This window comes from Dyella sp. ASV21, from assembly GCF_016428975.1.
Lineage (GTDB): Bacteria > Pseudomonadota > Gammaproteobacteria > Xanthomonadales > Rhodanobacteraceae > Dyella.
In genome coordinates this window covers 12,275-27,488 of the sequence record NZ_JAELTT010000010.1, presented here as the reverse complement: position 1 = coordinate 27,488, position 15,214 = coordinate 12,275, and the positions used below count along the sequence as shown (strand labels likewise).

The 15,214-nt window shown below is 65.1% G+C and carries 11 protein-coding genes; 10 read left to right on the top strand and 1 reads right to left on the bottom strand.

Annotated elements, in window-relative coordinates; genetic code table 11:
- Positions 1 to 539 precede the first annotated feature (539 nt).
- The 7 genes from JHD67_RS05440 to JHD67_RS05410 all read left to right on the top strand — a co-directional run bounded on the left by JHD67_RS05440 (position 540) and on the right by JHD67_RS05410 (position 11,444).
- Positions 540 to 2,144: a S8 family serine peptidase gene (locus JHD67_RS05440; protein WP_199098108.1), complete on the top strand. Its 1,605-nt coding sequence runs from the start codon at positions 540 to 542 to the stop codon at positions 2,142 to 2,144.
- A gap of 174 nt (positions 2,145 to 2,318) precedes the next feature.
- Positions 2,319 to 3,710 (top strand): hypothetical protein, encoded by a 1,392-nt coding sequence (locus JHD67_RS05435; protein WP_199098106.1) that lies wholly within the window; start codon positions 2,319 to 2,321, stop codon positions 3,708 to 3,710.
- Between the two features lies 1 nt (position 3,711).
- Positions 3,712 to 4,341: a c-type cytochrome gene (locus JHD67_RS05430; RefSeq protein WP_199098104.1), complete on the top strand. Its 630-nt coding sequence runs from the start codon at positions 3,712 to 3,714 to the stop codon at positions 4,339 to 4,341.
- Between the two features lie 374 nt (positions 4,342 to 4,715).
- Positions 4,716 to 6,974, top strand: coding sequence for a catalase/peroxidase HPI (gene katG, locus JHD67_RS05425; protein WP_199098102.1), 2,259 nt, complete (start codon positions 4,716 to 4,718; stop codon positions 6,972 to 6,974).
- 137 nt (positions 6,975 to 7,111) lie between these two features.
- Entirely contained in the window at positions 7,112 to 8,041 is a 930-nt protein-coding gene (locus JHD67_RS05420) for a LysR family transcriptional regulator (protein WP_199098100.1), read from the top strand.
- Between the two features lie 424 nt (positions 8,042 to 8,465).
- Positions 8,466 to 9,008, top strand: a complete 543-nt coding sequence (locus tag JHD67_RS05415; protein WP_199098098.1) for a hypothetical protein — start codon at positions 8,466 to 8,468, stop codon at positions 9,006 to 9,008.
- A 321-nt stretch (positions 9,009 to 9,329) separates the two neighbouring features.
- On the top strand, positions 9,330 to 11,444 hold the full coding sequence (locus JHD67_RS05410; protein ID WP_233171651.1) for an FUSC family protein: 2,115 nt from the start codon (positions 9,330 to 9,332) through the stop codon (positions 11,442 to 11,444).
- A 13-nt stretch (positions 11,445 to 11,457) separates the two neighbouring features.
- On the opposite strand, the gene JHD67_RS05405 is transcribed toward JHD67_RS05410, so the two are convergent.
- A complete protein-coding gene (locus JHD67_RS05405; RefSeq protein ID WP_199098094.1) occupies positions 11,458 to 11,820 on the bottom strand; it encodes a hypothetical protein in 363 nt (120 codons plus the stop codon).
- A gap of 334 nt (positions 11,821 to 12,154) precedes the next feature.
- Here JHD67_RS05405 and JHD67_RS05400 point away from each other — a divergent pair, with 334 nt between their 5' ends.
- From JHD67_RS05400 to JHD67_RS05390, 3 genes are all read left to right on the top strand, one after another.
- Positions 12,155 to 14,332 (top strand): TIM-barrel domain-containing protein, encoded by a 2,178-nt coding sequence (locus tag JHD67_RS05400; protein WP_199098092.1) that lies wholly within the window; start codon positions 12,155 to 12,157, stop codon positions 14,330 to 14,332.
- 211 nt (positions 14,333 to 14,543) lie between these two features.
- Entirely contained in the window at positions 14,544 to 15,005 is a 462-nt protein-coding gene (locus JHD67_RS05395; protein WP_199098090.1) for a hypothetical protein, read from the top strand.
- Positions 15,006 to 15,056: 51 nt separating this feature from the next.
- Positions 15,057 to 15,203: a hypothetical protein gene (locus JHD67_RS05390; protein ID WP_199098088.1), complete on the top strand. Its 147-nt coding sequence runs from the start codon at positions 15,057 to 15,059 to the stop codon at positions 15,201 to 15,203.
- The last annotated feature ends 11 nt before the right edge of the window (positions 15,204 to 15,214 follow it).

The following is a 15,214-nucleotide window of genomic DNA, read 5'->3' as shown; positions in this document are numbered from 1 at the left end:
GGCGGAGGGCCGGCGTCGCGCGACGCCGGCCCTCGCTCGTCGCTTGAATCCAGGCAACGGTGGCTGCGGGCGTCGCGCCATCTGACCAAGGGGCGGGCAACACTGTGAGCTGCCGCACAAAGCGTCGTTAGTTGTCGCGATTCCCCTGCAAATATTTGCGATTTCTTCACGTGCGCCGTGCGGCAATCGCCCTCATCGCGATTTTCTGCGTTAGGTCCTGGCCAATGGTTGGCGGGGTCTGGAAGGCCGCTCCGGTGGAGTAGGCCGGCTCTCCGCGCTGGCGGACGAGCACGTTCATGCGTCTTGTTCGACTTCTGTACCAGCCGTTCGCACCCGACCACGAGTGCGCGCGATGGGTGCGGCTTGCTTTGGCTTTGCGGCGTGTATGGGAGTGCCGCCGTGTTCCTGGGGAAAACAACGTTGAAGGCCCGAACCATCGGGCGGTCGCAGCTGCGCGTGCGTTGGCACCGTGGGCGGCCGGGTCAAGACAGGGAGGTTGCATGACACCGTCGACCCAACACTGACATGGGGAGCAACCAATGAAGCGTCTATCCAACAAGCATGGCCTGGCCGCAGCGCTGCTGCTGGCCTTCTCCGCCACCGTGGGCGCCACGGACTTCGGCACGGCGCCGCCGCCGTCGAATAACTTCGACGTGAGTCCGCTGCAAAGCGACCAGACCTATAGCGGGTTCATCATCACCTACAAGAATGGCAGCACCGAACGCAGCAATGCCAACGCGGCGGTGCAGAACATCGGCGTGGCGGCCGGTCGCGCCAAACTGGTGGCCGGTACGCTGGCCGCGCCGCGCGCGCTCCATGTGCGCTATGGCCGCAAGCTTGCCAGCGGCGCCGATCTGGTGCGCACTGATCGCGCGTTGTCGGCCACGGAAGCGGCCACGTTGATTCGCCAGATCGCCGCCGATCCGTCGGTGGCGTATGTGGAGCCGGAATACATGCTCAAAGCGGTGGACGGCATCAAGCCAGCCGGTGCGGCCACTTTCAGCGTACCCAATGATTCGTACTACGCCTCGTACCAGTGGGACTACCTGGCGGCGAACGGCACCGGCTTCTATGACAGTACGCTCGCCGCCAACGTCGCCAATTGGGGCGGCGCCAATATCCAGCAGGCCTGGAGCCTGGCCGATGGCACCGGCGTCACCATCGCCAGCCTGGATACCGGCGTGACCAATCACCCGGATCTCAATCTCGCGCTCGCCAATGCCGGTTACGACTTCATCACCAGCGCGTCCGTTTCCGGCCGCTCCACCAATGGCCGCGTGGCCGGCGGCTGGGATACCGGCGACTGGACCACGGCCAACCAGTGCGGTTCCGGGCAGGCCGCCGAAAACAGCAGTTGGCACGGTACCCACGTGTTCGGCACGGTGGGCGGCGAGATCACCAACAACGGTGTCGGCATGGCAGGTACGGCGTTCGGTGCCAAGGTGGTGCCGGTACGCGTGCTGGGTCACTGCGGTGGCTCCAATGCCGATATCGCCGATGCCATCACCTGGGCATCGGGTGGCAGCGTGGCCGGCGTGCCCGCCAATGCCAACCCCGCGCAGGTGCTTAGCCTGAGCCTGGGCGGTTCGGGCACGTGCCCGTCCAGCAGTGTGCTGGGCCAGGCGATCACCGGTGCGATTGGCCGCGGCGCCACCGTGGTGGTGGCCGCCGGCAACAGTAACGCCAACGCGGCCAACTATTCGCCCGCCAGTTGCGCTGGCGCGGTGGTGGTGGCGGCAACGGGCACCACCAGTGCCCGCGCGTACTACTCCAACTACGGCACCATCGTCACCGTCGCGGCGCCGGGTGGCGGTGTGTACAAGAACGACGGCTCCAGCGGTACGCAGGTCAATACGGGTTTCATCTGGTCGACCATCAACGCGGGCACCACCACGCCCACCAGCGGCACCTATGGCGGCATGGCCGGCACCTCGCAGGCGACGCCGCATGTGGCCGGTGTGGTGGCTTTGATGCAGAGCTATCGCCTGTCGCTGGGCAAGGGGCTGCTCACGCCGTCGCAGATCACGTCGCTGTTGAAGTCCTCGGCCACGGTGCCGCATGTCACGCCCAGCGGCAGCAAGCCGATCGGCTCGGGCATCGTCAACGCCTACGCGGCCGTGCAGGCCGCCGGCAACCAGCCGTAAGCGCCTCGGGACCGGCGACACGCGTCGTCGGTCCCGATGGTCTGTCGAGACCGTCGCGCGTCAAGTTGATCTCCATCAATAGGCGACACCCGCCGCGGCGGTGAGATCGACGTATCGCGGCGCCACGGCCTGAGGCGTGACTCCGCAGCGACTCGAGTCGACTGGGGATGGATCATGCGTAGCCTGAAAGCCAGCCCGTGGAAGCTCCTCGCCGCGGCGCTATGGGTGTGGCTGGTGATGGTCATGCCTGCCCAGGCCGTGCCGGCCTACGCACGGCAAACCGGTCAGGCCTGCGTGGCCTGTCATTTGAGCTTCCCCGAACTCACACCCTACGGGCGCCTGTTCAAGCTCAGCGGCTACACCTTCGGCAAACGGCAGGATCTGCCCCTGGCGGTGATGGCGCAGTTCGGTGTCACCAGCGTGCGCGACAACCGTGACGACCAGGGCCAGAAGATCGTCCCCAAGACCGACGAAGTCGCCTTCTCCGGCGCCAGCTTGTTCGTGGCGGGCAAGATCAATGACCACATCGGCGGCTGGGTGCAGTGGACGTACAACAATCTGTACGTCAACAACGCAGGCAAGACGGTGGGACATAGCGGTATCGACAACACCGACCTGCGCGTCACCGGCAGTTCGGCCAACCCCGACAGTACCGATCTGCGCTGGCTGTACGGGCTGACGGTGAACAACAACCCCACCTTGCAGGACGTGTGGAACAGCACGCCGGCGTTCGGGTTCCCGTTTACCTTGCCGCCCAACGGCATTACCCAGATCGCCACCACCATGCTCGATGGCAACCTGGCCCAACAGGTGGCGGGCGTGGGCGGTTACGTGTTCTGGAATCGGCGGGTCTATGTGGAGTTTTCGAACTACCAGACGGCCGATGGATTCTTCTCGCCCCTTCGCCAAGGGCAGTTGATCCATGTGCCGGGCGGTGTAACGCGACTGAACGGCTTCAATCCGTATTGGCGCATCGCCTATAGCCGCGAGTGGGGCGCCAACTCCTGGATGCTGGGCACGTATGGCGCGATCTTCAACGTGTACCCGGACAACACCATGCCGTATACGCCGACCGATCGCTTTCGCGACATCGCTTTCGATACGCAGTGGCAGCACATCGGCGATCCGCATACCTACAGCGTGCAATACACCCACATCCACGAGTCGCAGGACTATCGCGCGAGCTATCCGGCGACGCTGGCGGGCACGCCCATCGGGGTGGGTCCCACGCCTGCCAACCTGGGCGATACCTTGGTGACCGACAAGCTCAAGTTCACCTATTACTTCGAACGTAAATATGGCGCCACGCTCGCATTCAATCGAACGCACGGCACGGCGGACATGGGCTTGTATGGTCCGGGCACGGTGTCGGGCAGCCTCAATGGCAAGCCCGATACCAATTACTGGGTAGGTGAGCTGGATTATCTGCCGCTACCCAACGTGCGCCTGATGCTGCAGTACTACGACTACAGCAAGTTCAATGGTGCCGGGAGCAACTACGATGGCTCGGGTCGACGTGCTTCGGACAACAACACGCTGTTCGCCAATGTCTGGCTGGTGTACTGAGATGAGCACGCCCAGGCGCGATCGTGCCATGCAGTGTCTGTGCACCGCGCTGCTCGCCATCGCGGCGCCGCTGGCCTGGTCGCAGCAGAACGCGGTAGCTGACCAGAGCGCGGTGAAGCTAGCCACCCAGGTGTGCGTGAGTTGCCATGGGCCGGGCGGTCGCAGCAACTCGCCCCTGTTCCCGCGGCTGGCGGCGCAGCAGCAGGCGTACCTGGTGGCGCAGATCAACGCCTTCAGGCAAGGCAGCCGTGGCGAGAAAGAAGCGCACGACTATATGCTGGGCATGACCACCTTGATCGATGACCCCACCGCCGCTGCGCTGGGGCGCTACTTTGCGCGGCAAACGCCCGCCCCGGGTGTGCCCGGCGATGCGCAACGCATCGCGCGCGGCAGGCAACTGTTCGAGCAAGGCGTCAGCGACAAGGTGGTGCCTTGCGCGAGTTGCCATGGCGCGCAGGCGCAAGGCAACGGCATCTTTCCGCGCCTTGCCGGTCAGCATGCGGCCTATGTCGTGCACCAGCTGAAGGTGATCCAGAGCAACCTGCGGCAATCGCCGGTGATGCACGGCATCATCACCAAGCTCACGCCCGAGGACATGGCCGACGTGGCCGAGTATGTGCAGTCGCTGTAACGGGCCACTGGGCGCAACCCGGCATCGACTCTACGTCACCGTTCAACCCGCGCGACAGCGGGCATGGGGCGCGGTCGCGCGAATGAGGGGCGCAGGCGTCCAGACGCGCTCGCCAATACAGCGCGGCACGCCAAATCCATAGCCTGTAGCTATGGAAGTCATTGCAAGAAACGAATTCTATTGATGGTTGCGCCGGGGTAGATTCCAGGGGTTGCTGGCGAGTCGATGCTGGCGAAGCCGGCTTCGTGCCCGTCATGCCCCTGAACACAGGACATGTCACAAAGGGCGTGGTGCGGGTCAGTCGTCCACGCGCCCTAGAGGCGCCACGCCATAGCATCGTCGCATTGTGGGTACACCATCCAAGGAGATAGCGCATGTCAAACGAAGCAAAGTGCCCGTTCAAGCACACCGCCGGTAGCGGCACCACGAACCTGGACTGGTGGCCCAAACAGTTGCGGCTGGATCTGCTCGCGCAGCACTCCGGCAAGTCCAACCCGCTCGATCAAGGCTTCGATTACGCCAAGGCGTTCGGCAGCCTGGACTACGCGGCGCTGAAGAAAGACCTCGCCGCGCTGATGACCGACTCGCAGGATTGGTGGCCGGCCGACTTTGGGCACTATGGCCCGCTGTTCATTCGCATGGCCTGGCATAGCGCGGGCACTTATCGCATCGGCGATGGCCGCGGTGGCGCCGGACGCGGCCAGCAACGCTTCGCGCCGCTCAACAGCTGGCCGGACAACGTGAGCCTGGACAAGGCGCGCCGTCTGCTGTGGCCGATCAAGCAGAAGTACGGCCAGAACATTTCCTGGGCCGACCTGCTGGTGCTTACCGGCAACGTCGCGCTGGAAACCATGGGCTTCAAGACCTTCGGTTTCGGCGGCGGCCGGCAGGACACCTGGGAGCCCGATCAAGACGTGTACTGGGGTACCGAAAAGACCTGGCTGGGTGGCGACCTGCGCTACGGCAAGGGCGCGGCCGGCAACGAGGATGAAGGCGTGGTGGTGGCCGACAAGGCGCTGCACGGCACGGAGAGCAGCCGCACCGACCAGGGCCGCAACCTGGAGAACCCGCTGGCCGCCGTGCAGATGGGCCTGATCTACGTGAACCCGGAAGGCCCGGACGGCAACCCCGATCCGCTCGCCGCCGCCAAGGACATCCGCGACACCTTCGGCCGCATGGCGATGGACGATGAGGAAACCGTCGCCCTGATCGCGGGCGGTCATACCTTTGGCAAGACGCACGGCGCCGGCCCGGCCGATCACGTGGGCCCCGAGCCCGAGGCGGCCGACCTGGAAAACCAGGGCCTGGGCTGGAAGAACAGCTTCGGCACCGGCAAAGGCGGCGACACCATCACCAGCGGCCTGGAGGTGACCTGGACCACCACGCCCACCCAGTGGAGCAACGGTTTCTTCCAGAACCTGTTCGGCTACGAGTGGGAGCTGACCAAGAGCCCCGCGGGTGCGCACCAGTGGGTGGCCAAGGACAGCGAGGCGACCATTCCGCATGCGCACGATGCGGCCAAGAAGCTGCGTCCGACCATGCTCACCACCGACCTCTCGCTGCGCTTCGATCCGATCTACGAAAAGATCTCGCGTCGCTTCATGGAGCACCCCGAGCAGTTGGCCGATGCCTTTGCACGCGCCTGGTTCAAGCTTACCCATCGCGACATGGGGCCGCGCGTGCGCTATCTCGGCCCGGAAGTGCCGACGGAAGAACTGATCTGGCAAGACCCGATTCCCGCGGTGAATCACCCGCTGGTGGATGCGCAGGACATCGCCGCACTCAAGCAGAAGATCCTCGCTTCGGGGCTGGGGGTGTCCGAACTGGTGTCCACCGCGTGGGCTTCGGCATCCACTTTCCGTGGCTCTGACAAGCGTGGCGGCGCCAACGGTGCGCGCATTCGCCTGGCGCCGCAGAAGGACTGGGAAGCGAATCAGCCCGCGCAGCTCGCCAAGGTGCTCAAGGTGCTCGAAGGCATCCAGCACGACTTCAACGGCGCGGCATCCGGTGGCAAGAAGATCTCGCTGGCCGACCTCATCGTGCTGGCGGGTGGCGCGGGCATTGAGCAGGCGGCGAAGAACGGCGGTCACGCGGTCAGCGTGCCGTTCGCGCCGGGTCGCATGGATGCCTCGCAGGAGCAGACCGACGTGGTGTCGGTGGGCATGCTCGAACCGGTGGCCGACGGGTTCCGCAACTACCTCAAGGGCAAGTTCAGCATTCCGGCGGAACACCTGTTGATCGACAAGGCGCAGCTGCTTACCTTGACCGCGCCCGAAATGACCGTGCTCCTCGGTGGCCTGCGCGTGCTCAACGTGCATGCGGGCAAGGAGGCGCACGGCGTCTTTACCAGCCGCCCGGAAACCCTCACCAACGACTTCTTCCGCAACCTGCTCGACATGGGCACGGAATGGAAGCCGGAAAGCGAAGCGCGCGAGGTGTTCGAGGGTCGCGATCGCAAGACCGGCGAGGTGAAGTGGCGCGGCAGCCGCGTCGATCTGGTGTTTGGCGCCAACGCGCAGCTGCGCGCGTTGAGCGAGGTGTACGCCAGTGCCGATGCGCAGGAGAAATTCATCCGCGACTTCGTCGCCGCCTGGGTCAAGGTGATGAACCTCGATCGCTTCGATCTCGCCTGAGGTCAGGCGCCGCTCCGCCGGGGTAGGCCCGGCGGAGCGGCCTTCGCCGCCCATCACGTGCGCTGGTTCATCGGCGAGAGGGCACGGGGCTGCTCTAATGCACTGCTGCAGCATCGCAAGCGTCGTACCTCTCGATCATGGAACCCTACCGATTCGGTGACATCGCCGCGTTCGTCTCGGCGGTGAAAACCGGCAGCTTTACCGCCGCGGCCAGCTCCCTGGGGCTCACCCGCTCGGCCATCGGCAAAAGCATCGTGCGTCTGGAGACACAGCTGGGCGTGCGGCTGCTTAATCGCACCACGCGCAAGCTCAGCCTCACCGACGAAGGCGCGATCGTCTACGACCGTTGGCGCCAGATCCTGGACGAACTGGAGGACGTGGACGCCACCATGGCGCTACGTCGCAGCCACCCCACCGGCACGCTCAAGCTGATGTCGCCGCCTTCATTCGGCCAGCGGCACATCCTGCCGATCATCCACGCGTACCTGAAACAATGGCCGGAGCTGCAGACCGAGTTGTGGTTCACCGACCGCACGGTGGATCTGGTGGAAGAGGGCCTGGATATCGCCGTGCGCATCGGCGCGCCCAGGGACGACTCGCAGATACTCACGCGCACCGTGGCCTGGCAGCAATTCGTGGTATGCGCCTCGCCTGCGTACCTCGCGCGACGCGGCACGCCACAAACCCCCGCGGATCTCGCCGATCACGACACCATGGTGTATCTCAGCGGCGATCGTCCGCGCGTGTGGCACCTGCAAACGCCGAGCGGTCCGTATGTATACGAAGGCCCCGGCCTTATGAACACCGATAGTTCCGAAGCGATGCGCCAATCGGCGCTGGCCGGCTTTGGCCTGGCCTATCTGGCCAACTACCTTGTTGGCGATGACCTGCGCGCTGGCACGCTGGTAGAAGTGCTGCACGCGTTTCGACCACCGCCGGACCCGATCCGGCTGGTCTATCCCAGCCGGCGCCATCTCCCGCCGCGCACGCGCGCCTTCATCGACCTGCTGGTGCAGCAGTGGGAAGCCGGCGCGCCGTGGGAGCGTGGCCCCGCTGTCCAGGGCTGAGCCGACCGCGGCGCGTTGGGTGGTGCACGCATTGGGGATTCGCAGGACCGAGTGAGGGGCGTGCGCAGTGATTTATCCACGGCAACGATTCCGTAACACTCACGCCTTCGCTCAGCCGATTCCACCCGCGCCATGATGGCCTCCGTTCCTGCCTTGCTTCAGTCCCATCCCGTCGCCTCCCTGGCGAGGCGGCGACGAACGATGCCGCTTCACTAGCGCGTATCCCGCCACATACCGCACGAGGCCGCGCTCGTGCGTACCCACGATCCCACCATCGCCCCTTCGGCGACGTGCACGGCCGCATCGCTGCGTGCGGCGTCGACCCCGCTTTCTGTCGCCCGCGCCAGGCACCCGTTCACGCGTGGCCTTTACGGGAACCGCTGGCTCCCGCCTTTCCTCCCTACTTCAGCGAGATACCTTCACCATGCAACGTATTCAATCCATCCCCCTGCTTGTGTGTGCACTGGCCATGATCGCCGCGCTGGCGGGCTGCCATGCCACGGTCGAAGCGAAATGGGCGACCACCGACGACACGGTCTATCGCTGGGAAAAAGCCGCACCGAATCTCCCGATCGAAGTGCGTGGGCAGCTGCCGGGCGCGACCCATGCGCAGATCGTGCAGGCGCTGCCGCACGCGCTGCCTGTGAACACCGCGGATGACATGGCGAGCGGCGCGGCCAGGAACACGCAAAGCGAGCGCTGGGTGGTCGAGCTGGGCGATGCCGTCAAGCCCGACAATACCTATTGCAGCCAGCCGGCACGGTCGGCGCCGGGTAGTGCTGCCGCCACGCTGGCGTTGACCGTGGCACTGTGTGATGGCCATCGCCTGGTCGCGACCTCGCAGTCGCCACTGGATGCAAACAAGGCATCGGTGGGTGATCTTCCGCGCAAGATCAATCGCCTGAAGAACCTTACCTTGATCGGCATCGCGCGCAGCCCGGCGCAGTACGTCGAAGTGCAGAGCTGAGCGCCGATACACCGTATCGCCATGCGCGGGTAGTGACCTGCCGTCACTGCCCGTGCGCACCGCATTGCGCAGGCCTCTCGCGTTGACTGTTGCCGCCGACGCAATGGCAACGCCACACGTGGTTTCACCGCTCGCCCATGGTGGCAGCCACACACGCATCGACAGGTTGTGTCTTGATAGTTCGCTTCACTACCACCGTATCTGTCCGCCGTGCCTGTACGCGCGGCGAAAGCATGCGTAGCCCGAAAGGTGGTGCGACACCACGCCTCAATCGCGTCGCACGGTAGCGCATCCATGTCGGTGGCCTCCCCAGATCGCCCGATGGCGCGGTCGCGAACCGCCTTGGGCGAGTTCCTCGCCGGTGAGCGACAGGCGTGGATATTCGTCATCAAATGCCTGCTGGCGTTCTACCTCACGGCGTGGCTGTCGATGGCGTTTCAGCTGGAGCAGCCATCCACGGCGATGATTACCGTCTGCATCGTGATGCATCCGCACAGCGGCATGGTGCTCGCCAAGAGTTTCTATCGCGCCATTGGCACGCTGGCCGGCAGCTTGTTTGCGGTGCTGCTGATGGCGGTGTTTGCGCAGCAGCGCGAGCTGTTTCTGTTCAGCCTCTCGTTGTGGGTCGGCCTGTGTTCGGGCGGCGCGGTGCGCTATCGCAACTTCATGGGCTACGGCTTTGTGCTGGCGGGCTACACGGCTTCGGTGGTGGCTTTGCCCGCCGTTGACAACCCCTATGGCGTGTTCGATTCGGCCATGCTTCGCGTGAGCGAGGTCATGCTTGGGATCATCGTCGCTGGCCTGGTCAGCGACACCGTGCTACCGGAGCGGTTGCGCGACACGCTCAACCGCAGCGTGCGCGAGCATTACGATCACTTTATCGACTTTACGCGCGCCAGCCTGGGCGGTCGCATGCCGCGAAGCGAGATGGAGCGCGCGCATCTACGCGTGGTGCGGGCGGCGGTGCAGTTGGAAGACTTGCGCGCCTCGGTGATCTTTGAAGACGCCGAGGCTCGCGCTCGCAGCAGTCGCATGCGCTTGTTCAATCTTCGCTACATGGCGGCCACCACCAGCTTTCAGTCGCTGCATCACCTGATCGGTCGTCTGCATCGGCATCATCATCCGCGCACGGCGGGAGCGCTTATTCGCCTGTGCGGTCCGGTGGCCGATGCGCTTTCACCCTCGGTCAGGCAGAGCCGCGCGCCGCGATGCCTGGCGGCGCGACTGGCGGCATGCGATGCCGAGGTGGTGACACTGGCAGCGAACCTGCGCAAAGAGCTGCGTCAGGAATCGGCATTGTTGCTCGAATTCGATAGCGGTACCGCGCTGGTTCGTCGCTTTGTGGGTGAGTTGCGCGACTTCGTCGCGATCACCGCCACCTTGCGTGACACCCGCACGCGCAAGGTGACGCAGACCGAGCGCATACGCTTCAAGCGCGCCAACGACAGGCTTGCGCCGCTGTTCGCCGTGCTGCGTACTTTTCTGGTCATGCTCTCGCTCAGCGTGTTCTGGCTGGCGACCGCTTGGCCATCGGCGACGACCGCCATGTTGCTGGCAACGCTGTTCTCCGGGTTGCTCGCCAGCTCGCCGTCGCCGGTTTCCGCCACGGCCACTACCTGGGTGGGCTTTGCGCTGGGCGTAGTGGCCTCGTACGTGGTGACATTCTGGCTGCTCCCAGGCAGCGATGGCTTCCTGATGCTGTGCCTTGCCACGCTGCCGTTCCTGCTGATCGGGCCCTATCTCAGTACGCGGAACGCCACCTTGCCGGGCGTAGGCGCCGGCTACACCCTGGGCTTCGTGCTGACCCTGGCCCTGAAGAACCCGATGGTCTACCACCCCGAGCGCTTCATCAACGAGTCCATCGCCTCGCTCTTGGGATTGATGATGACCGGCGCGGCCTTCATGGCGATGCCCGCGCTGGTCGGCACCCGCTGGTTGCGTCGGCGCCAGCTTCAGCAACTGCGGCGCCAGGTAACGCAGGCGGCCACGGCGCCGTTGGAAGGTCTGTTGTACGGCTTCGAGAGCGAGAACAGGGATCTGTTTCATCAGATCGTGCAGTTCACCCAGCCAGACAGCGAGGAGTCCCGCAGCCTGCTGGCCTGGGGGCTGGCGGTGCACGATTGCGGCCGTACCCTGATCGAGCTGCGTCGCGACATGCGGCATGCGGACCTGCCGCCGCCGTTGGTCGAGGCCATGCAGCGGGCGGTCGCCACACTGGCGCAGCTGTATGACCGGCCGTCCGCCGCGCGCTGGCAACGCGCAGACCACGCCGTGGATCAGGCCATCGTGCTGACCACGCAGGCCCTGCCCTGGGCGCGCGGCAGTTGCGAGCCAGCGCTGGCGCATCTGCTGCAGTTGCGCAGTGCCTTGCGCGATGACGAATCCGCCATCGCTCCTTTCATCATCGGGATAGCGCAGGCAGCCAACACGGCTTGAACCTGCGCGCGGCTCAGTACACTTGTTGCACGGTAGCCTTGCCGGTAGCGAGGTCCTGCGACACCAGCCACGCGGGGCCGCCATTCCCGTAGACCAGCTTGGCTTCGAACAACGAGGACACCGTACCGTTGCAGCGCTTCACCGGCTGCAGGCTCACGCGCTCCATGGGGTACACGCCGGCCTGACGAAAGGCCTGACGTAAACGGATCAACGCGACCTTGGAGTCCACATCGTGGAGAGGCGCGCACGTATCGGCGGCCACCGCACCGTCCACCGCGAGCGCGAGCACGAGCACGAACGCCCATCGGCCGCCCGACGAGGCGCTGCGTTTGATGCGTCGCGGGTGCTGGCCCGCCTGGCTATGGCGCCGTGTCATCGCCCCTCCGTCGCTGACTACGCCTGTTCGGCACATGATCGTGTCTGGCGCGGCGTGGCTCAAGACAAAACGCATGGTGGGCCGCCAGCGGTGTGATGGGGTTGGATGAAAGGCAGCGACGGCGCGACCTGCCGGCGGGCCGAGCGCGCTGCGTGGTTTGCTGAAGATGCGCTTGTGGCCTGCACTTGTATCGATCTAAATTGCGACGGGTAGGCATGGCGCTCGCGGCCACGCAGGTGGGTTCCGGGCAGGGTGCCGCGCGACACACGGTTGCCATGGTTTTGCCATACGCAGTCATGCACCTTTGAACGCATGGCAAGGGAGAGCTGTTTACGTGAGCGCTATCGCGATGATCGAGATTCGCAAGTTCCCCACAACGCGCCTGCTTGCGCTGTGCCTGAGTGCATGGGTTGGCGTGGCGGGGGCCAACGGGGCCGCCGTGTCCGCGCCCACGGCTGAGCGCATAGGCGATGGCATGGTCGCGTTCCTGCCATCGGGCATGTCGAGCTACCCCACGTCGCTGGCACTGTCGCAGCCGCCGACGATGTTGGGGCCGGCTCCGGCAGGATGGCGTCTCCAGCCGCATTACACCCAAAAGAACGGCCACACGATCGTCACCGTGGACGTGCCGGCGGATGCCGATCTCTACGGCACCGGCGAGGTCACCGGCCCGTTGCGTCGCAACGGGCAGTGCGTGGCCCTGTGGAACACCGACAACCCCGCCTATCAACGCGACCACGGGCGCCGTCTCTATCAATCGCATCCGTGGGTGCTTGGCGTACGCGCGGATGGCAGCGCGTTCGGCGTGTTGTTCGATTCCACCTGGCGCGCCACGCTGTGCACGGCCAAGCGGATCGTATTCGACTCGCAGGGGCCGGCCATGCCGGTGATCGTGATCGATCGGCCATCGCCACAGGCGGTGGTGCAAGGCCTTGCCACGTTGACCGGCACCATGCCGTTGCCGCCGCGCTGGGCGCTCGGCTACCAGCAATCGCGCTGGTCGTACACGCCCGATACGCGGGTCGTGCAGATTGCCGACGAATTTCGCCAGCGCAAGATTCCGGCCGATGCGATCTGGATGGACATCGACTATATGGACGGCTTTCGCGTCTTCACCTTCGATCCCAAGACCTTCCCCGATCCCAGGCGCCTCAACGATGACCTGCACGCGCGCGGTTTCCACAGTGTGTGGATGATCGACCCGGGCGTGAAGGCAGACCCGGACTATCCCGTCTATGCCAGCGGCACCGCGCAGGATGTGTGGTTGCAGAACGCCAAGGGCGCGACGTTTCACGGCGAAGTGTGGCCCGGCATGGTGGCCTTTCCGGACTTCACCCGGCCGGCGACTCGCCGCTGGTGGTCCGCCTTGTACAAGGATTTCATCGCGCAAGGCGTCGATGGCGTGTGGAACGACATGAACGAACCGTCGGTATTCAACGTGCCGAGCTATACCGCGCCGGAGGATGCACGGCATCGCGGCGGCGGCGATCTCGTCCCCGGTCCACACCTGCAGTATCACAACGTGTACGGCATGCTGATGGTGCGCGCCACGCGCGAAGGCATTCAGGCGGCGCGCCCGCAATTACGTCCCTTTGTACTCACCCGCGCCAACTTCATGGGCGGCCAACGCTACGCGGCGACCTGGACCGGCGATAACGCCTCGGACTGGAAGTACCTGAAATGGTCCATTCCCATGTCGATCAATCTCGGCCTTTCCGGCCAGCCCTTCAGCGGTCCGGATATCGGCGGCTTCGGTGGTGACGCGACGCCCGCGTTGTGGGCCAACTGGATCGCGGTGGGCGCGTTTTATCCGTTCGCGCGCGGTCACGCCATCAAGGATTCCAACGACAAGGAGCCTTGGGCATTCGGCGCGTCGGTGGAGAACACCGCGCGCATCGCCATCGAGCGCCGCTATCGCCTGTTGCCGTATCTGTACACCGTATTTCGCGAGGCTTCCCTGGATGGCTTGCCGGTGATGCGACCGGTGTTCTTCGCCGACCCCAAGGATCGCCGGCTGCGCGGGGAAGAACGCGCCTTTCTGCTGGGCAGCGATGTGTTGGTGGTGCCCCGCTGGTCCGGCGAGGGCACGCTGCCTGCCGGCATCTGGCGCGATGCCTCGCTGGTGGAGGGTGATGCCGCCGATCCGTTGCAACCCGCGCTCAAGGTGCGCGGCGGCGCCATCGTGCCGCTGGGGCGTGTCGTACAGCATACCGGCGAGAACTCGCTCGATCCGCTCACCTTGCTCGTTTCGCTGGATGCGCGAGGTCAGGCGCAGGGCGAGTTGTATGAAGATGCGGGCGACGGTTACGGCTATCGCCAGGGCGACTATCGCCTGACGCGGTACCGCGCGCTGCGCCAGGGCGACACGCTGACGGTGTCGGTGGAGAACACCGAAGGCCATCTCGCCATACCGCGCCGAACGATCCGTGTGCAGGTGCTCACCGACCAGGGCGTGGCAACGGGCGAAGGCGCGGAAGAACACCTGACTTTGCCGTTGCCGCCGCAGCACTGAGTACGACACTGACCATGGTGCCGACATGGAGATGTGACAAAGCAACGCGCCTCGACGGCCAGCAAGGTCGAGCCGGTCACGCGATACCAACGCGCAGATGAATGCGTGCACGTGAGGAAAGGCTGCCGTAAACCTCAGCCGATATCTGGTGAGTCACGGCGTCGCGATCACGCGGCGCCGCTTAACCAGCGCAATCACTTTTGGAGGACGCATGAAATTGCTGTTGAAGCGCATGATGTTGACGGCGGGTCTTGGCTTGCTGCTGCCGCTTGCGGCGCACGCCGATCTACCCGGGCATCACCCGTACTACCTGCATGCCTTGTCCGATCTGCGCGCCGCGCGCTGGATGCTGGAGCACCGTCCGGGCGACGCCGCCGTGAGCGGCCAGGAAGATGTCGCGATTACCGAAATCGATCGCGCCATCGGCGAAATCAAGCATGCCTCCATCGATGACGGCAAGTCGCTGGAAGACCATCCGCCGATCGATGCATCGCTCGATCATCCGGGCCGTTTGCACAAGGCGCTGGAGCTGCTTCACAAGGTGCACCACGACGTGGATCGTGAGGAAGACGATCCCATGGTGCGCGGCTTGAAGGAGCGTGCGCTGATGCATGTCGACCAGGCATCGCACGCCGTGGAGCACGCCATCGGCGACGTACGCGACGGTCGCTGATCGCCTCGCACTGCGTGTGCAGTCACCAAGGCCGCCATTCAAATCACGCGAATGGCGGCTTTGTTTTTTTCCGCATCGGCCATTGTCTTGCGCTGGAAGCAGGCTTACGGCGCGTTGCTGGATGCGTCCGCGACAAGCCCAGCGCCATCCTGGCCGTGGCAATCCACCGCATCGGTGAACGTGGACACCAGTCCGTAGCGCCGGGTTGG

Excerpts from the sequence above, each read along its gene's own strand:
- JHD67_RS05405 (WP_199098094.1), bottom strand. The coding sequence starts at position 11,820 with ATGACACGGCGCCATAGCCAGGCGGGCCAGCACCCGCGACGCATCAAA.
- JHD67_RS05420 (WP_199098100.1), top strand. The coding sequence starts at position 7,112 with ATGGAACCCTACCGATTCGGTGACATCGCCGCGTTCGTCTCGGCGGTG.
- JHD67_RS05410 (WP_233171651.1), top strand. The coding sequence starts at position 9,330 with ATGGCGCGGTCGCGAACCGCCTTGGGCGAGTTCCTCGCCGGTGAGCGA.
- JHD67_RS05435 (WP_199098106.1), top strand. The coding sequence starts at position 2,319 with ATGCGTAGCCTGAAAGCCAGCCCGTGGAAGCTCCTCGCCGCGGCGCTA.
- JHD67_RS05390 (WP_199098088.1), top strand. The coding sequence starts at position 15,057 with ATGGCGGCTTTGTTTTTTTCCGCATCGGCCATTGTCTTGCGCTGGAAG.
- JHD67_RS05415 (WP_199098098.1), top strand. The coding sequence starts at position 8,466 with ATGCAACGTATTCAATCCATCCCCCTGCTTGTGTGTGCACTGGCCATG.
- JHD67_RS05395 (WP_199098090.1), top strand. The coding sequence starts at position 14,544 with ATGAAATTGCTGTTGAAGCGCATGATGTTGACGGCGGGTCTTGGCTTG.
- JHD67_RS05430 (WP_199098104.1), top strand. The coding sequence starts at position 3,712 with ATGAGCACGCCCAGGCGCGATCGTGCCATGCAGTGTCTGTGCACCGCG.
- JHD67_RS05440 (WP_199098108.1), top strand. The coding sequence starts at position 540 with ATGAAGCGTCTATCCAACAAGCATGGCCTGGCCGCAGCGCTGCTGCTG.
- katG (WP_199098102.1), top strand. The coding sequence starts at position 4,716 with ATGTCAAACGAAGCAAAGTGCCCGTTCAAGCACACCGCCGGTAGCGGC.